This window comes from Pseudomonas sp. YeP6b, assembly GCF_025642995.1.
Lineage (GTDB): Bacteria > Pseudomonadota > Gammaproteobacteria > Pseudomonadales > Pseudomonadaceae > Aquipseudomonas.
Window position 1 is genome coordinate 6,279,856 of the sequence record NZ_CP080090.1, and the last position, 16,949, is coordinate 6,296,804.

15 protein-coding genes are annotated in these 16,949 nt (G+C 61.1%); 6 read left to right on the forward strand and 9 right to left on the reverse strand.

The genetic code is table 11. The annotated features are described in order from the left end of the window. Window positions 1-31: 31 nt before the first annotated feature. Window positions 32-1,321, reverse strand: a complete 1,290-nt coding sequence (locus KZH41_RS28460) for a sensor domain-containing diguanylate cyclase (RefSeq protein WP_094949473.1) — start codon at window positions 1,319-1,321, stop codon at window positions 32-34. A 316-nt stretch (window positions 1,322-1,637) separates the two neighbouring features. On the opposite strand from KZH41_RS28460, the gene KZH41_RS28465 reads away from it, so the two are divergent. Beyond that, window positions 1,638-3,236 (forward strand): hypothetical protein, encoded by a 1,599-nt coding sequence (locus tag KZH41_RS28465; RefSeq protein ID WP_263274090.1) that lies wholly within the window; start codon window positions 1,638-1,640, stop codon window positions 3,234-3,236. A 76-nt stretch (window positions 3,237-3,312) separates the two neighbouring features. Here the strand turns inward: KZH41_RS28465 and KZH41_RS28470 are convergent, their stop codons facing one another. The 7 genes from KZH41_RS28470 to bioB form a co-directional block, all read right to left on the reverse strand. Continuing rightward, complete coding sequence (locus KZH41_RS28470; protein WP_242153049.1) at window positions 3,313-5,118, reverse strand: phenylacyl-CoA dehydrogenase; 1,806 nt, start codon at window positions 5,116-5,118, stop codon at window positions 3,313-3,315. 348 nt (window positions 5,119-5,466) lie between these two features. Then, on the reverse strand, window positions 5,467-5,748 hold the full coding sequence (locus tag KZH41_RS28475; RefSeq protein ID WP_094949476.1) for a pyrroloquinoline quinone biosynthesis protein PqqE: 282 nt from the start codon (window positions 5,746-5,748) through the stop codon (window positions 5,467-5,469). Window positions 5,749-5,854: 106 nt separating this feature from the next. Continuing rightward, entirely contained in the window at window positions 5,855-6,535 is a 681-nt protein-coding gene (gene bioD / locus KZH41_RS28480; protein ID WP_263274091.1) for a dethiobiotin synthase, read from the reverse strand. Continuing rightward, the gene (bioC, locus tag KZH41_RS28485; protein WP_263274092.1) at window positions 6,532-7,344 is read right to left on the reverse strand and encodes a malonyl-ACP O-methyltransferase BioC; all 813 of its coding nucleotides are present in this window, start codon (window positions 7,342-7,344) and stop codon (window positions 6,532-6,534) included. The genes bioD and bioC overlap by 4 nt, the downstream gene beginning before the upstream one ends. Further along, window positions 7,337-8,068, reverse strand: coding sequence for an alpha/beta fold hydrolase (locus KZH41_RS28490; RefSeq protein WP_094949479.1), 732 nt, complete (start codon window positions 8,066-8,068; stop codon window positions 7,337-7,339). The genes bioC and KZH41_RS28490 overlap by 8 nt, the downstream gene beginning before the upstream one ends. Beyond that, entirely contained in the window at window positions 8,061-9,242 is a 1,182-nt protein-coding gene (bioF, locus tag KZH41_RS28495; protein ID WP_263274093.1) for an 8-amino-7-oxononanoate synthase, read from the reverse strand. Before bioF ends, KZH41_RS28490 begins: the two co-directional genes overlap by 8 nt. A gap of 47 nt (window positions 9,243-9,289) precedes the next feature. Beyond that, window positions 9,290-10,345, reverse strand: a complete 1,056-nt coding sequence (bioB, locus tag KZH41_RS28500; protein WP_094949481.1) for a biotin synthase BioB — start codon at window positions 10,343-10,345, stop codon at window positions 9,290-9,292. Window positions 10,346-10,437: 92 nt separating this feature from the next. On the opposite strand from bioB, the gene KZH41_RS28505 reads away from it, so the two are divergent. From KZH41_RS28505 to rarD, 5 genes are all read left to right on the forward strand, one after another. Next, window positions 10,438-11,175, forward strand: a complete 738-nt coding sequence (locus KZH41_RS28505) for a ComF family protein (RefSeq protein WP_094949482.1) — start codon at window positions 10,438-10,440, stop codon at window positions 11,173-11,175. 57 nt (window positions 11,176-11,232) lie between these two features. Beyond that, window positions 11,233-11,997, forward strand: a complete 765-nt coding sequence (locus KZH41_RS28510) for a TOBE domain-containing protein (protein ID WP_242153060.1) — start codon at window positions 11,233-11,235, stop codon at window positions 11,995-11,997. A 79-nt stretch (window positions 11,998-12,076) separates the two neighbouring features. Then, entirely contained in the window at window positions 12,077-13,975 is a 1,899-nt protein-coding gene (locus KZH41_RS28515; protein WP_094949484.1) for a PhoX family protein, read from the forward strand. A 161-nt stretch (window positions 13,976-14,136) separates the two neighbouring features. After that, window positions 14,137-15,111 (forward strand): serine/threonine protein kinase, encoded by a 975-nt coding sequence (locus tag KZH41_RS28520; RefSeq protein ID WP_094949485.1) that lies wholly within the window; start codon window positions 14,137-14,139, stop codon window positions 15,109-15,111. A gap of 193 nt (window positions 15,112-15,304) precedes the next feature. Continuing rightward, the gene (gene rarD / locus KZH41_RS28525) at window positions 15,305-16,189 is read left to right on the forward strand and encodes an EamA family transporter RarD (protein WP_094949486.1); all 885 of its coding nucleotides are present in this window, start codon (window positions 15,305-15,307) and stop codon (window positions 16,187-16,189) included. 222 nt (window positions 16,190-16,411) lie between these two features. On the opposite strand, the gene KZH41_RS28530 is transcribed toward rarD, so the two are convergent. Beyond that, entirely contained in the window at window positions 16,412-16,924 is a 513-nt protein-coding gene (locus KZH41_RS28530) for a glycine cleavage system protein R (RefSeq protein WP_242153065.1), read from the reverse strand. Window positions 16,925-16,949 lie beyond the last annotated feature (25 nt).

The window sequence follows — 16,949 nt, forward strand, 5'->3', positions numbered from 1 at the left end:
ACTGTAGAACCGCTGAATACATCGCCATCACTCAACCGACAGCGCTTTCCATACGCACCGCGCCACGCCGGGTTTGCCCGGCCGCGACCACGCAGTTACGCCCGGCCCCCTTGGCGGTGTAGAGCGCCTGGTCGGCGGACTTGAGGACTTCTTCCGGGGTGCGTTGCTCGACCTGGCGCTCGGCCACGCCGATGCTGACCGTCACCGACACACTCGACGCGCCACTGCCTGCTCGGCGTTGGCGGCCTTGCTGGTCGTCATGGGGACGGTCCGGGTTGCGCAGCTTGATATCGTAGTTGGCGATGATCTCGCGGATCTCTTCCAAGTGCGGCATGCATTCATCCAAGGTCTTGCCGGCAAACACCACGGCGAACTCTTCACCACCATACCGGTAGGCGCGCCCGCCGCCATTGACCTTCGACAGCTTGCTGGCGACCAGGCGCAGTACTTGGTCGCCGACGTCATGGCCGTGGGTGTCGTTAAAGCGTTTGAAGTGGTCGACGTCACTCATCGCCAGCACATAGTTGCGCCCCAACCGCTGCATGCGCTCGTTGAGGGCACGGCGGCCTGGCAAGCCGGTCAGCTCATCGCGAAAGGCCATTTGATAGGCCTCATGCGCCACGCCGGCCGCGATCATCAGCATCACTTGGCTGCACATGATGTTCAGGGTGAACGGCAGGATGAAGGTTTGCGGCAACATCCAGAACAACCCTAGCAAACCGACCAGTTGCGCGGCGTGCAAGGGCCGTGGCTGATACCAGTACTGCGCCGCCAGGGTGACAAAACCAATCAGGAACATCGGGTACGACAGCTGGATCAGGCTCATCCAACTGCCGTGCAAGAGCGGCCAGCGAATCTCCGCCAGCCAGTTCAACAAGGCCTGTGGAAAACTTTGCTCAAGCGCCAGGGCCACGCAGCCGACCGCGAAGAGCACCGCGCAGCGGGCCACGAAATCGCGGAACAGGTGGGTTTTTTCCTGCCACAACGCATAGATGCTGAACAGTAGCGGCAACAGCAGGCAACACAGGTGGAAAACCACCGCCGCATCTTCTCGCACGCGACCGTTGTCGCGGTAGTAATCGGTCTGGGTATCCAGCAGGAAGTAGACGACGTACACCGTGATCATCAAAAACAGCTCACGCTGGCGCCGATACACCGCGCAATACGCACCACCGAGCAGCAACACCAAGGTTGGCAGTACGTTGAATAACGAAGTGAAGAATACGTTGAGGTCCTTCACGTACGCAGCCGAGAGCCCCGCCAATAGCAACAGCAGTGAGGGTAAAAAATGACTGAAACGTACAGCAGACGCGCGCGACAAGGGTAAAGCTCCGACCCACTTAAAAAGATGGCACAGTGCCTTCACTGCTCACAGTTAAGCACATTCAATGTGACCTGTATCACATTGCCATCACTGTAACGGCCGATCAGCCTAATCCCTGAGTGTCACGCTGCGGTTTTTTATCACCGCTATGAATACAGCAAGAAGCCCGCGCAATGCGTGAGCCATCTCAACCTGTCATTTATGACAGTATCCATCGTTGGCTGTGGCGTGCTTACTTGCGCGGTCCACTCAATTTTCCCCAGTGGGTATTCGGGACAAGGGAGTGTCCTTACACGCAATGGGAGTAACCGCCATGGATAACTTAGTCACCGAACAAGTGCGCACCGGCTCACTGTTCTTGATTCGTAACGCAATACTCAGGCTGCCGCCGCTGATCGTAGTGGACGCGATCCCCAATACCGACGGCTTGATCCCCTTGCGGGCGGCGGCAAGTGACTTGAAAGTTCAAATCCCGGCGCTGCCGCAACCCGGGCCTGCCGGGGCTCAGTGCCGAATCATGGTGTTCATTGAATCTCCCCCGCCGGGTGAATACCAAGCGGTGGCCTACCAGCGATTTCCGACTTTCCCCACAGGGGATATCAATATAGAAGTGCCGCGCCGCATGGTGGGCAATGAAGGCGAGTATCGACTCACCTATATCGTGGACGATGGTGACAACGTTCTGCGCGCGACCGCCAGCACTCCCCTGCGGGTGCACAAAACCCCACCGTTTGGTTACGAGGTCATCACCGCGCCGCGCCCACTGCTGCCCGCGAACCTGACCGGGCCGATTACAGACGAGTATTTGGCCAACAATGATCCCGTCATGTTCCGGATTCCTGAACACCCGGTGACAAACGCCGAAACAGGGCTGAGGTACGTCCCTTACTATGGCAGCACCGACAGCCATATGGAGGTGTCTTACAACCTGGCACCTAACATTGTGGTCAACTTGCCCGACTATCCGGCGGTTCGCTACCTACCTGTTCCAGCGTCAGTTATTCGCGCTCGTGGCAACGGCATGCGGCAACTGACTTACCGCCTTCTGGACCGGGCCGGCAACCGCGCTCGGGATTCGTTGATTCTTGAAATCATGGTGGCGCTGCGAATCACGCCGTCGAACATTGCCATGCCACGCGTGCTCCAAGCGATTGCGCCCGACAACACGGTGACTTTGGGGGATATCAACCAAAGCGGGCAAGGCGGGGTCGAGGTGTGGCTGGACAGCGCCGACGGTTTGCAACCTGGCGATACTGTCACGGTAATCAATGGTTCGAATACCCCGCTGACAACGCCTTTGACTTACACAGGGCAGCCGTTACCGCTACGGTTTATTGTTACCGTGGCGCAAATACAAGCCTATCTTCCAGGCACCGCAAACGGTAATACGCAAGCCGCGCTAAGGTTCATGGTCAGCAGCGGCCTGAATACCGTTTTTGGGCCTGCCAGAAACATCTTCTTCAACTTTTGGACCTTGATGCAGTTGGCACCACCGGTGGTGCGCAACCTGAATAACGGCAACCTCACTTGCAACTCACCGCTGCCTGCGAGCGCAGCCTATGCAAACCGGTTTATTGAGGTATTTCTTCCACCTTCTGTTCTGTTGCGGGCTAACACGGCGGCGATATTGACCTGCGTACTGAGCCGGCAGGACGATGGCTCAACCCTGATTGCGCCCCCGCTGACTATCCCAATAACACTTTCACCCAATGCATCAACAGTGGGGCAGACCGTAAACGTACCGTACTCGACCACAATGCGGATCATCGGCAGAGGCGTGATGTATTTCAGCTATACGACGCCGAATACTGCCGGGCAAGTGCTTCAATCACCGCCCGTGGCAATTGCAGTCAGGAGTGTTTTGCCCGGCAACACCTATTGCGACGGCGCGCCTTTTATCCCGACACCTTAAGTGCCGTGTTGCCCACGCCCACAAAAAAGCCGCCGCTCCAGAAGGAGCGGCGGCTTTTTAGTGAACCAGCTGAGGCTTAGTAAGCCAGGCCGAAGTCTTCTTCTTTCATGTCCATCAGGTTGCTGGCGCCCGACAGCATGGTGGCCACGTGGGTGCGGGTACGCGGCAGGATGCGCTGGAAGTAGAAGCGCGCGGTCTGCAGTTTGGCGGTGTAGAACGCCTCTTCGCCGGTGCCGGCAGCCAATTTCTCGGCAGCCAGGCGCGCCATGTCGGCCCAGAAGTAAGCCAGGCACGCGTAGCCGGAATACATCAGGTAATCCACCGAGGCGGCACCGACTTCTTCACGGTCTTTCATCGCGGCCATGCCGACCTTCATGGTCAACTCGCCCCACTCTTTGTTCAGTGCAGCCAGCGGTGCGACGAATTCCTTCACGGCTTCGTTGCCTTCGTTGGCCTGGCAGAACTTGTGCACGATCTTGGTGAAGCTCTTGAGCGCTTCGCCTTGAGTCATCAGCACTTTACGGCCGAGCAGGTCCAGCGCCTGGATGCCGGTGGTGCCTTCGTACAGCATCGAAATGCGGCTGTCGCGAACGTTCTGCTCCATGCCCCACTCGGCGATAAAGCCGTGGCCGCCGTAGATTTGCACGCCGTGGTTAGCGGACTCAAAACCGACTTCGGTCATGAACGCTTTGGCGATTGGGGTCATGAAGGCCAGCAGTGCGTCAGCCTGCTTCTTGGCTTCGTCGTCGGTGCCGTACTTGACGATGTCCACTTGCTTGGCGGTGAAGTACACCATCGCACGGTTGCCTTCGGCGAAGGCTTTCATGGTCAGCAGCATGCGGCGCACGTCGGGGTGCACGATGATCGGGTCAGCGGCTTTTTCCGGCGCTTTCGGGCCAGTCAAGGAGCGCATTTGCAGACGATCGCGAGCATATTTCAGGCCGCCCTGGAAACCGATTTCAGCGTGGGCCAAGCCTTGCAGTGCGGTGCCCAGGCGAGCGGTGTTCATAAAGGTGAACATGCAGTTCAGGCCTTTGTTCGCCGGGCCGATCAGGAAACCGGTGGCCGCGTCGAAGTTCATCACGCAGGTGGCGTTACCGTGGATGCCCATCTTGTGCTCCAGGGAGCCACAGGTCACCGCGTTGCGCTCACCGATCGAGCCGTCTGCGTTCGGCAGGAATTTTGGCACGATAAACAGCGAAATACCTTTGGTGCCGGCCGGCGCGTCCGGCAGGCGGGCCAGCACGATGTGGACGATGTTATCGGCCATGTCGTGTTCGCCGGCCGAGATGAAGATCTTGGTGCCGGTGACTGTGTAGGAACCGTCCGCCTGAGGCTCGGCCTTGGTGCGCAGCATGCCCAGGTCAGTGCCACAGTGGGGCTCGGTCAAGCACATGGTGCCGGTCCATTCACCCGAGACCAGTTTGGTCAGGTAAGCGTGTTGCTGTTCCGGGGTGCCGTGCTCGGAGATAGTGTTCATCGCACCGTGGGACAGGCCCGGGTACATGCCCCATGACCAGTTGGCTTCACCGACCATTTCGCTGACGGCCAGGCCCAGGGATTCCGGCAGGCCTTGGCCACCGTGCTCCACGTCGTGGGCCAGGCTTGGCCAGCCGCCTTCAACGAATTGTTTGTAGGCTTCTTTGAAACCAGCAGGGGTCTTAACGCCTGACTCGCTCCAGGTGCAACCTTCGATGTCACCCACGCGGTTCAACGGTGCCAGCACTTGCTCACAGAACTTGGCGCCTTCTTCGAGAATGGCGTCAACCATGTCCGGAGTAGCGTCCTGGCAAGCCGGCAGGCTCTGATAGTGCGCTTCATAGCCGAGCAGTTCGTCACGAACGAAGCGAATATCACGCAAGGGGGCCTTGTAGTCAGGCATAGCGATAAACCTCTGCTGATGTATCTGGGATGAACAACCGCGTGGATGTGTTGTGGCGGTCAAACAGGTGTTTGAAACATACGTTTACGTCCTGGGGTTGTCAAGCACCGTCCAGATGCCATTTGTCATGACGCGGATCAACATCAGGCACGGCAACGCCTGCGGCGAGATGCCACGTCAAAAGGAGTTTAGAAATTCGAGAGCGCTAAGCAGGACAAATGTGGGAGCGGGCTTGCCTGCGATGCAGACGCCGCGGTGTATCAGGGGGACCGAGTGGATGCCATTGCAGCGATGCGCGACCCGACAAGCCAGCTCCCACAGAAGAGCCGGCATACCTGGAGAGAGGGATTAAGCGTAAGTGTCGATCAAGGTGCCAAGCATTTCATCCGAAGCCTTGGCGACTTTGGCGCCCAGCTCCACTTGAAACTTGCCTTGGGCCATTTCGACCATGTTGCTCGCCGAGTTAGACGGCTGGGCACGGTCGTTGGCTTGCAGACGGTCGCTTTGTGCATCCGATGGCTGGGTGGTCGCGGCGCTGGCGATTTTGCCGGCGGCCTGGTCGACGCGGCTCTGCCCGGCCTGAATAGTGCTCAGCCCCGAATAAAACGCGCTGCTTCCAGAGATTTCCATGGCGTAAGCCTGCCTTTAGAGAATCGTGAAATTGAATTGAAGCAGACATCCCGGCAAAACGCCCGTCAAAAACACTAATGGCATAATGCCTTAGCGATAGCCAAAATCAGTCAAGCAGGTCCAATTCCAAGTACTCGGCGACGGCTTCAGCGCTGGCCTGCTTAAGTTTCGGCACACGACCCAGGCACGGCGCAGGCAACCGTTCGGCCAGGGTGGCGAGGTTTTCTTCCAGACGAGAGGTCTTGGGGTCGATGATATTCGCCACCCAGCCCGCCAACGGCAAACCGTCCCGAGCAATGGCTTCGGCGGTGAGCAACGCATGGCTGATACAGCCCAGGCGCACGCCGACCACCAGGATCACCGGCAGCTGGAGCGCCATGGCCAAGTCCGACAGGTTGTCTTGATCGGCTAACGGCACGCGCCAGCCGCCCGCGCCTTCAATCAAGGTGAAGTCAGCCTGCCGCGCCAGAATCTGCTGCATGGGTTTGAGCAGCGATTGCACCGTCAAGGCCACGCCCGCTTCCCGCGCCGCCAAGTGCGGCGCAATGGCCGGCTCGAACGCCACCGGGTTGACCTCGGCATAGCTCAGCGGCAACGAACATTCAGCCAGCAGTGCCAAGGCGTCGCTGTTACGCAAACCTTTAGCCGTGACCTGGCAACCCGAGGCCACCGGTTTGCCGGCGGCAGTGCTTTTGCCCGCCAGCCTTGCGGCATGCAACAGGCCTGCCGCGATGGTGGTTTTGCCGACATCGGTGTCGGTGCCGGTGATGAAGTAAGCGGCGCTCATAAAGGTTTCTCCAGTACGGCGTACACCACTTGATACGTGGCGGGCAGGCCCTGGGCCTGACGGAACTGCTCGTAAGCGTCCACCAGTGCAACAATCCTCGCGCGGCCCGTCAACCCTCCTGGGCGACCGGGGTTGAGGTTATGCGCGCCCAATGCTTTGAGTTCGTGGGTCAGGCTGCGCACATCCGGGTAATGCAACACGTGGGGCTGGCGCTCCAGGCTCACCACCCGCAAGCCGCTGGCGGCGCACAGCTGTTGATACGACTCAAAGGTGCGGAAGCGATTAACGTGCACCAGGCCGTCCGCCGCGCGCCAGCTTTCACGCAATTCATTCAGGGTGCCCACGCACAGGCTCGCAAACGCCAACACCCCACCGGGCTGCAGCACGCGATAAGCCTCGCTGAGCACCGCGTCGAAATCCGCGCACCATTGCACCGCCAGGCTGGAGAAGATCAGCCCGCAACTCTCACCCTGCAACGGCAGGCGTTCGGCATCACCGGCGATGAAATGCTCGGCGCCACCCAAGGGTCGCGCATGGTTGAGCATGCCCTCGGCAATATCCAGCGCCACGCCGTGGCTGGCCGGTAACCGTTGGCCCAGTAAGCGGCTGAAAAACCCCGTGCCACACCCCAGGTCCAGCCAACGTTGCGGCGCGGTGGCCGCCGGCAAGCGCGCCAACAGCTCAGTGCCCACCGCGCGCTGCAACTCGGCCACGCTGTCGTAGCTGGCGGCGGCACGGGAAAAGGACGCCGCCACTTGGCGCTTGTCCGGCAAGCCGCCAGGCAGTGATGGGTGGGATAAATCAGTCATCAACGCACTCATGCAAAAAAGCCTGGATGGCCGCCGCTACACCGTGGGGGTCTTCCAGAAGAAAAGCGTGACCGGCCTGTTCAATCAGGCCGATTTCTACATCGGGGAGCAGCGCCAGCAAGTCGCTGGCGGCTTCGGCAGGCACCAGCCCGTCCATACCGGCAAATAGATGCAACTGCGGGCCGCGATAGGCTTGCAAGGCTTCGCGAGTATCCAGCTGGGCAAGCAGCTCAAGGCCACTCATCAACACGCTGGAAGGCGCACTCGGCGCACCACTGACCAACAAACGCGAGAGCCCGCGCGGGTCCTGCGAGCCCTTGGCACACAGCAGGCCAAAGCGTTTAAGGGTGACCTGGGAATCGGCCTGGCAACCGGCGAGAAACGCATCGAACGTCTCGGCTGGCATGGCGCTGGGCCAACCGGCATGGGCAACAAAACATGGGTTGCTCGCCAGCGTCAGCAGGCCGCAGCAACGCTCGCCGCGCCGTGCCGCCAGTTCTGACGCGAGCATGCCGCCCAAGGACCATCCACCCAGCCAGGCGTTGTCCGGCAGTGTGGCGTCGAGCTCATCGAGCCATTCATTCAAGTCACTGGAATCCAGCGCCGGCAACGGTTCGATCTGCACCTGCAAGTGCTCGTCGAGGCCGCGCAAGGCGGCGGCCAACGGCTCCAGCGGCGACACGCCGAGGCCCCAGCCGGGCAGTAATATCAGTCGATCACGCATGATCGGGCTCCGTGGCGCCTAACAAGCGAAAACACGCTTCCAATGCGTTTAACAGTAGCTGCACCTGCGCCTCGCCGTGGGCCGCCGTCAATGTCACGCGCAAACGCGCGCTACCGACAGGCACAGTGGGCGGGCGAATCGCGGTAACCATCAGGCCGCGCTCGCGCAGCATCTGCGACAGGCGTACGGCCTTGGCACTGTCGCCGATCAAGATCGGCTGGATCGGCGTAAAGCTGTCCATCAAGCCCAGGCCGAGCTGCTCGGCGCCCTCGCGGAACTGGCGGATCAGGCCATTGAGGTGCTCGCGTCGCCAATGCTCGGTGCGCAGCAGTTCCAGGCTTTTCAAGGTGGCGCAGGCCAGCGCCGGCGGTTGGCTGGTGGTGTAGATGTAGGGCCGGGCGAATTGGATCAGGCTTTCGATCAGCTCTTCACTGCCCGCTACAAAGGCACCGGCAGTGCCGAACGCTTTGCCCAGGGTGCCGACCAGCACCGGCACATCTTCCTGGCTCAAGCCGAAATGCTCGACAATCCCAGCGCCAGTGGCACCCAACGGGCCGAAGCCATGGGCGTCATCCACCATCAACCATGCACCTTTGGCGCGGGCTTCACGGGCCAGCGCGGGCAGGTCGGCCAGGTCGCCGTCCATGCTGAATACGCCGTCGGTGACCACCAGCGTATTGCCGGTGGCCTTCTCCAAGCGCTTGGCCAGGCTAGCGGCGTCGTTATGCAGGTAGCGGTTGAACCGCGCACCGGAGAGCAAACCGGCATCCAGCAACGAGGCATGGTTGAGACGGTCTTCCAGCACCGTATCACCCTGCCCCACCAGCGCCGTGACGGCGCCGAGGTTAGCCATATAGCCGGTGGTAAACAGCAGCGCGCGCGGGCGGCCGGTCAGGTCGGCGAGGGCCTCTTCCAGTTCATGGTGCGGCGTGGAATGCCCGACCACCAAGTGCGACGCGCCACCGCCCACGCCCCAACGCGACGCACCGGCACGCCAGGCTTCGATCACCTGCGGGTGATTGGCCAGGCCCAGGTAATCGTTGTTGCAGAACGCCAACAGCGGCTGGCCGTCCACCACCACTTGCGGGCCCTGAGGGCTTTGGAGCAAGGGCCGTTGACGATAAAGGTGTTCGGCACGGCGGGCAGCGAGACGCGCGGCGAGATCAAAAGACATGCAGGCCTCGGTAGATCAGGTTGAACTCAATCCAATGTGGGTCGGTGTCAAACCACGGCGTTATAAAACTGCTCGCTGCTTTTCTGCTCCACCAACGCCTGCTCGATCGCCGCCTGATGCACTTCATCGGCGTGCTCTTCACGGGCTTCCGGCAAGATCCCCAGGCGCGCGAACAGTTGCATGTCCTTGTCAGCCTGCGGGTTGGCGGTGGTCAGCAGTTTGTCGCCGTAGAAGATCGAGTTGGCACCGGCAAAGAACGCCAGGGCCTGCATCTGCTCGTTCATGGCTTCACGGCCGGCCGACAGGCGCACGTGCGATTGCGGCATCAAGATGCGCGCCACGGCGAGCATGCGGATAAAGTCGAACGGGTCGATGTCTTCGGCGTTTTCCAGCGGCGTACCGACCACCTTCACCAGCATGTTGATCGGCACCGACTCCGGATGCTCCGGCAGGTTGGCCAGTTGGATCAGCAGGTTGGCGCGGTCGTCGAGGGACTCGCCCATGCCGAGGATGCCGCCCGAGCAGATTTTCATGCCCGAATCACGCACGTAGGCCAGGGTTTGCAGGCGCTCGCCGTAGGTGCGGGTGGTGATGATCGAACCGTAGAACTCAGGCGAGGTGTCGAGGTTGTGGTTGTAATAGTCGAGGCCGGCCTGGGCCAGGGCTTCGGTCTGGTCCTGGTCGAGGCGCCCGAGGGTCATGCAGGTTTCCAGGCCCATGGCCTTCACGCCTTTGACCATCTCAAGCACGTACGGCATGTCTTTGGCCGACGGGTGCTTCCACGCGGCACCCATGCAGAAGCGGGTCGAACCGATGGCCTTGGCGCGGGCGGCCTCTTCGAGGACCTTCTGCACTTCCATCAGCTTTTCTTTTTCCAGGCCAGTGTTGTAGTGGCCCGACTGCGGACAATATTTGCAATCTTCTGGGCAGGCGCCGGTTTTGATCGACAACAACGTCGACACCTGCACGCGGTTGGCGTCGAAATGCGCGCGGTGCACGGTCTGCGCCTGGAACAACAGGTCATTGAAGGGCTGCACAAACAGCGCTTTGACTTCGGCTAAGGACCAATCGTGACGCAGGGTGGCAGTGGTGCTGGCGCTCATGGGCGATTCCTTGATTATGCTTGGGCTTTCGCTGCGGGAAGGGCAATACCCACAGTCACGACACGGATGCTCGGCATATTTAAGGAAGATTCATGCACTGTCAACCTAGATACAAACGCGAGGTTTACATCTGGCTAAAAAACAACCAGATGTGTTTAATTTGCGATGAGCCCACAGAATCGGCCGATTGTGTCTGCAACGTCTGCGAAACCGAGCTGCCGTGGTTACTGGAACACTGCGAGGTGTGCGCCCTGCCGTTGCCGATGGACGGTCTGATCTGCGGCCAATGCCAGAAACAACCACCGGCCTTTAAACAGGTGGTCGCGCCCTGGACCTACAGTTTTCCGGTCGACACCCTTATCAGCCGCTTCAAGCATCAGTCGCGCTGGCCACTCGGCCACCTGCTCGCGCGCCTGCTGGGGCAGCACCTGCAACACCGGTTCGACAACGCTGAACTCAGCCTCCCCGACTGCCTGCTGCCGGTGCCCATGGCGCGTAAACGTCTGCGCCAGCGCGGCTTCAACCAGGCGCTGATGCTGACCCGCTGGCTCAGTGAACACCTGGCTATTGCACACGATGAACATCTGTTGTTACGCCCCCATGAAACCGTTGCGCAACAAGCCCTCGACGCCAAGACGCGCAAACGCAACTTGCTCGCCGCGTTTGCATTGGCACCCGACGCCCAGGTGCAGGGCCGTCACCTCGCGCTGGTCGACGACGTACTCACCACCGGCGCCACCGCCCACAGCCTGGCACGGCTGTTGATGGAGGCCGGTGCGCGTCAGGTCGACGTGTACTGCCTGGCACGCACACCCAAACCGGGTACATGACTTGACTCGCGTGCGCCACACCTGCAACGTCGGCTGACCTTATCTAAGCGTATCCACATGTCTCTGCCGACGTCCCTCAGCCAACACATCATCCGCCGCCCCCAGCGCATTGCCTTGCTGGCGCACATCGCCGAGCAAGGCTCAATCACCCGCGCAGCCAAAAGCGCCGGCTTGAGTTACAAGGCCGCCTGGGACGCTATCGATGAACTGAACAATATGGCGCAAAAACCACTGGTGGAACGCAGCGTTGGCGGCAAAGGCGGCGGCGGTGCCAAGCTCACGGCCGAAGGTGAGCGCGTGCTGCGCCTTTATCAGCGCCTGCAAGTGCTGCAGGCCGAGGTGCTCGGCTCCGACGAAGCGGCCAGCGACTTCAACCTGCTGGGCCGCTTGATGCTGCGCACCAGCGCGCGCAACCAATTGCACGGCCAGGTCATCGGCATCGACAGCCATGGCCGCAATGACCTTATCCGCCTGCAGTTATCGGGCGGCTTGAGCTTGAGTGCGCAAATCACCCACGACAGCACGCAACGCCTGGAACTTGAGACCGGCGTGGAAGTGGTCGCCTTGATCAAGGCCGGTTGGCTGGAACTGCTCGCAATGGATCAGGCTGCAACACCTGGACACAATTGCATGGGCGGTGTGATCGAGACGATTTTCGACGCCGATGATGGCCCCAGCGAGGTGCGCATCACGCTACCCAACGGCCAGGTTTTATGCGCCCTGGCGCAGCCTGCGGCGCTCAAGGCATTAAAGGCCGCCAAGGGCCAGCCGATCCAGGTGCAATTCGCCCCGAGCAATGTGCTGCTCGGCACGCCGGTGTAGCGGGCGAGCCTCTTCAAACTGCAACAATTTCGTCACGAGTGCTCCTTAAGGTATCTGCAAAAACCGCAGGGAGCCTGAGATGAGCCTATTAGAAGAAAACCAAGCCACCGACCTGGAACAAATCGTCGGCCTCACCCGCCGTCGTTTTATCGGGGCCGGCGCCCTGTGCGGTGCCGCGATGTTCCTCGGCGGCAACCTGCTGACCCGTAGCGCCCTCGCCGTGAATGCCGCCAGCGCCAGCCCCCTGCTGGGGTTCACCAGCATCGCCGCCGCCACCAGCGACGCCATCACCTTGCCGCCGGGCTACAGCGCCTCGGTGCTGATCAGCTGGGGCCAGCCGCTGCACAAAAGTGCCCCGGCGTTCGACCCGTCCGGCAACGGCACAGCCAAGGCCCAGGAGCAGCAGTTCGGCGACAACAATGACGGCATGAGCCTGTTCGCCTTCCCCGGCGACGACAACCGCGCGCTGATGGCGATCAACAACGAATACACCAATTACCGTTACCTCTTCGCCCACGGCGGCGCGCCGCAATCGGCCGAGGACGTGCGCAAGGCTCAGGCCAGCGAAGGCGTGTCGGTGATCGAGGTACGGCGCAAAGGTGACACCTGGCAGTTCGTTCAGGACTCACGCTACAACCGGCGCATTCACGGCAACTCGCCGATTCGCCTGAGCGGCCCGGCGGCCGGCCACGAGTGGTTGAAAACCAGCGCCGACAAGTCCGGCAAGAAAGCCCTCGGCACCTTCCAAAACTGCGCCAACGGCAAGACCCCGTGGGGCACTTACCTGACGTGCGAAGAGAACTTCACCGACTGCTTTGGCAGCAGCAACCCACAGCAAACCTTCGACGCCGGGCAAAAGCGCTACGGCGCGGTGGCGGCCAGCAAAGACATCAACTGGCATCAACACGACCCACGTTTTGACTTGGCCAAAAACCCCAACGAGCTCAACCGTCATGGCTGGGTGGTGGAGATCGACCCGTTCGACCCACAATCCACCCCGGCCAAACGCACCGCCCTGGGCCGCTTCAAGCACGAGAACGCCGCCTTGGCTGAAACCCGCGACGGTCGCGCCGTGGTGTACATGGGCGACGACGAGCGCGGTGAGTTCATCTACAAGTTCGTCAGCCGTGACAAGATCAACCACAAAAACCCCAAGGCCAACAAAGACCTGCTCGACCACGGCACCTTGTACGTGGCGATTTTCGACGCAGGCGACGGCAACGCCGACCACCCCAAGGGCAGCGGCCAATGGGTTGAGCTCACCCATGGCAAAAATGGCATCGACGCCAGCAGTGGTTTCGCCAGCCAGGCCGAAGTGCTGATCCACGCGCGGCTGGCCGCCAGTGTGGTCAAAGCCACGCGCATGGACCGCCCGGAATGGATCGTGGTCAGCCCCACCGACGGCCAGGTCTACTGCACCCTGACCAACAACGCCAAGCGCGGCGAAGACGGCCAGCCGGTGGGCGGGCCTAACCCACGCGAGAAAAACGTCTACGGCCAGATCCTACGCTGGAAGGCCAACGCCTCCGACCACGGCGCGCCAGACTTTACCTGGGACCTGTTTGTGGTGGCCGGCAACCCCGGCGTGCATGCAGGTACGCCGAAGGGCGGCTCGTCCAACATCAACCCGCAGAACATGTTCAACAGCCCCGACGGCCTGGGTTTCGACAAGGCCGGGCGCCTGTGGATTCTCACCGACGGCGACTACAGCAACGCGGGCGACTTCGCCGGCATGGGCAATAACCAGATGCTGTGTGCTGACCCGAGCACCGGGGAAATCCGCCGGTTCATGGTCGGGCCAGTGGCGTGTGAGGTGACAGGCATCAGCTTTTCGCCGGATCAGAAGACGCTGTTTGTGGGGATTCAACACCCGGGCGAAACCGGCGGTTCGACCTGGCCGGAGCATTTGCCCAATGGCAAGCCGCGCTCGTCGGTGATGGCGATTCGGCGGGATGACGGCGGGATTGTAGGCGCCTGATAGACAGCCATCGCGGGCAAGCCCGCTCCCACAGGGGATTGCATTCCAAGTGTGGGAGCGGGCTTGCCCGCGATGGCGGACTAACAGTCACCACCTATCCCTGCCTTGGTGCGTTACCATACCGAGCCGGACGCGGCGACCTGCTGCGCGCAGGAGTTCGCATGGCCCATCCGTTTGAAACACTCACCCCCGACCTGGTGCTCGACGCCGTCGAAAGCATCGGTTTCCTCAGCGATGCTCGCATTCTGGCGCTTAACAGCTACGAAAACCGCGTCTACCAGGTGGGCATCGAAGACTCCGAACCGCTGATCGCCAAGTTTTACCGGCCGCAGCGCTGGACCAACGAAGCGATCCTTGAAGAACACCGCTTCACCTTCGAACTGGCCGAGTGCGAAGTGCCGGTGGTCGCGCCGATGATCCACAACGGCGAAAGCCTGTTCGAACACGCCGGTTTCCGCTTCACCCTGTTCCCCCGCCGTGGCGGCCGTGCGCCGGAGCCGGGTAATCTCGATCAGCTCTATCGCCTGGGGCAATTGCTCGGCCGTTTGCACGCGGTGGGTTCCACCCGCCCGTTCGAACACCGCGAAGCCTTGGGGGTGAAGAACTTCGGTCACGACTCCCTCACCACCTTGCTCGAAGGCAACTTCATTCCCAAGAGCCTGCTGCCGGCCTACGAGTCCGTGGCCCGCGACCTGCTCAAGCGGGTGGAAGAGGTGTACAAGGCCACGCCGCACAAGAACATCCGCATGCACGGCGATTGCCACCCCGGCAACATGATGTGCCGCGACGAGATGTTCCATATCGTCGACCTGGATGACTGCCGCATGGGCCCGGCCGTGCAGGATCTGTGGATGATGCTTGCTGGCGACCGTCAGGAATGCCTCGGCCAGCTGTCGGAATTGATGGACGGTTATCAGGAGTTCCACGACTTCGACCCACGCGAACTGGCACTGATCGAGCCCCTGCGCGCCTTGCGCCTGATGCACTACAGCGCCTGGCTGGCACGGCGCTGGGATGACCCGGCGTTCCCGCACAGCTTCCCGTGGTTTGGCAGCGAGCGCTATTGGGGTGATCAGGTGTTGGCGTTGCGCGAGCAGTTGTCGGCGCTGAATGAAGAACCGCTGAAACTGTTCTGACACTGCCGCTACTCCTTGTGGGAGCTGGCTTGTCGGATCGCCGCACCGCTGCGATGCAGCCACATCGGTGTATCAGTCACACTGAGGTGATGCCATCGCAGGCAAGCCAGCGCCCACAGAAAAGCATCACCCATCGCCTGACAAAAATCCTTACAATTGCGCCTTTGTTAGCTGCCTAAGCAAGGATTCTGCAATGCAAGCCGCCAACCCTCGCAAAGGGTACATCCTGGGCCTGAGCGCCTATATCATCTGGGGCCTGTTCCCGATCTACTTCAAAGCCATCGCCAGCGTTCCTGCCGCCGAAATCATCGTGCACCGCGTGTTGTGGTCGGCGCTGTTCGGCGGTTTGTTGCTGATGGTGTGGAAACACCCGGGCTGGTTCCGCGAACTGCGCGACAACCCCAAGCGCCTGGCGATCCTGGCACTCAGCGGTTCGTTGATTGCGGCTAACTGGCTGACCTATGTGTGGTCGGTGAACAGTGGGCGCATGCTCGAAGCCAGCCTGGGTTACTACATCAACCCGCTGGTAAATGTGCTGCTGGGCATGCTGATCCTTGGCGAACGCCTGCGCCGCTTGCAGTGGATGGCCGTCGGGTTGGCTGCAGTGGGCGTGATGCAGCAGGTGTGGCAGGTCGGCAGTTTGCCGTGGGTGTCGCTGGTGCTGGCGCTGACGTTCGGCTTCTACGGCTTGATCCGCAAGCAGGCGCCGGTCAAGGCGCTGCCGGGGCTGGTGGTAGAAACCTGGATGCTGGTGCCAATCGCCGTAGCATGGTTGCTGTTCAACCCGTCGGCGCACAGTGCACAGCTTGAATTCTGGAGCACGTCCGAAGCCTGGTGGCTGGTGGCCGCAGGCCCGGTGACGCTGATCCCGCTGGTGTGCTTCAACGCGGCTGCGCGGCATTTGCCCTACACCGCGCTGGGCTTCTTGCAGTATGTGGCGCCGACCCTGGTGCTGCTTGAAGCGGTGCTGTTGTTCGGCGAGCACTTGGCAACGAGCACCCTGATTGCCTTCGCGTTTATCTGGGCCGGCTTGGTGGTCTACAGCCTGGATGCGTGGCTGACCCTGCGTAAACGCTGATCAAATAACATACAAACCTCTGCAAGCCACAACGGGCGTGGCTTGCAGGCATCCACCCCAAGGTTATCCACAACCTGATCCCCGCCATTTGTGCACAAGCCGTTGAAACTGATCGTTTTTTGCTCAACGGTGGAAGAGGCCCGGCCGGTGTGGCATAGCGCCGGGTCTCTACAGGTTATCCACAGGCCCATGCAAGATTTCCATGCATAACCCTGTAGGCAATTACTCTTCGCTGCGCAGTTCCACCATCAAGTCATCCGCCAAGGTTTCCAGCGACGCCTGCAATGTCTCAAGCGACAGCGACGACGGCACCTGCAACAGCGCCTCGGCATTGAACAACGGATCACCGCTCATGGGTGCCGGGCGCACGTCGGTGCTCAGCCGCTCCAGGTTGACGCCCTGCTTGCTCAACAGCGCCGTGATCTCACGCACGATGCCCGACCGATCATTGCCCACCAGCGTCATCAGGATCGCCTTTGCAGCCGACGCCTGGCCGGTGCTGCCCTCGCCCACCAGTACGCGAATGCCATGTGTGGATAAGTCCTCCAGCGCATTCACCAGATCCTGACGGCTTTCTGTCGGCACGCTGACCCGCAGGATCCCGGCAAATTGCCCGGCCATGTGCGCCATACGGCTTTCCAGCCAGTTGCCGCCGTGGGCAGCAATGTTCTGCGCGATGCGTTCAACCAGCCCGGGTTTGTCGGCGGCGATAATAGTGAGTACAAGATGGTCCATGGCGAAGCCCTCTGAATTCAATCTA

Excerpts from the sequence above, each read along its gene's own strand:
- KZH41_RS28475 (WP_094949476.1), bottom strand. The coding sequence starts at position 5,748 with ATGGAAATCTCTGGAAGCAGCGCGTTTTATTCGGGGCTGAGCACTATT.
- bioD (WP_263274091.1), bottom strand. The coding sequence starts at position 6,535 with ATGAGCGCCGCTTACTTCATCACCGGCACCGACACCGATGTCGGCAAA.
- KZH41_RS28520 (WP_094949485.1), top strand. The coding sequence starts at position 14,137 with ATGGCCCATCCGTTTGAAACACTCACCCCCGACCTGGTGCTCGACGCC.
- KZH41_RS28510 (WP_242153060.1), top strand. The coding sequence starts at position 11,233 with ATGTCTCTGCCGACGTCCCTCAGCCAACACATCATCCGCCGCCCCCAG.
- bioC (WP_263274092.1), bottom strand. The coding sequence starts at position 7,344 with ATGACTGATTTATCCCACCCATCACTGCCTGGCGGCTTGCCGGACAAG.
- KZH41_RS28515 (WP_094949484.1), top strand. The coding sequence starts at position 12,077 with ATGAGCCTATTAGAAGAAAACCAAGCCACCGACCTGGAACAAATCGTC.
- KZH41_RS28465 (WP_263274090.1), top strand. The coding sequence starts at position 1,638 with ATGGATAACTTAGTCACCGAACAAGTGCGCACCGGCTCACTGTTCTTG.
- KZH41_RS28470 (WP_242153049.1), bottom strand. The coding sequence starts at position 5,118 with ATGCCTGACTACAAGGCCCCCTTGCGTGATATTCGCTTCGTTCGTGAC.
- bioB (WP_094949481.1), bottom strand. The coding sequence starts at position 10,345 with ATGAGCGCCAGCACCACTGCCACCCTGCGTCACGATTGGTCCTTAGCC.
- rarD (WP_094949486.1), top strand. The coding sequence starts at position 15,305 with ATGCAAGCCGCCAACCCTCGCAAAGGGTACATCCTGGGCCTGAGCGCC.
- KZH41_RS28490 (WP_094949479.1), bottom strand. The coding sequence starts at position 8,068 with ATGCGTGATCGACTGATATTACTGCCCGGCTGGGGCCTCGGCGTGTCG.
- bioF (WP_263274093.1), bottom strand. The coding sequence starts at position 9,242 with ATGTCTTTTGATCTCGCCGCGCGTCTCGCTGCCCGCCGTGCCGAACAC.
- KZH41_RS28530 (WP_242153065.1), bottom strand. The coding sequence starts at position 16,924 with ATGGACCATCTTGTACTCACTATTATCGCCGCCGACAAACCCGGGCTG.
- KZH41_RS28505 (WP_094949482.1), top strand. The coding sequence starts at position 10,438 with ATGCACTGTCAACCTAGATACAAACGCGAGGTTTACATCTGGCTAAAA.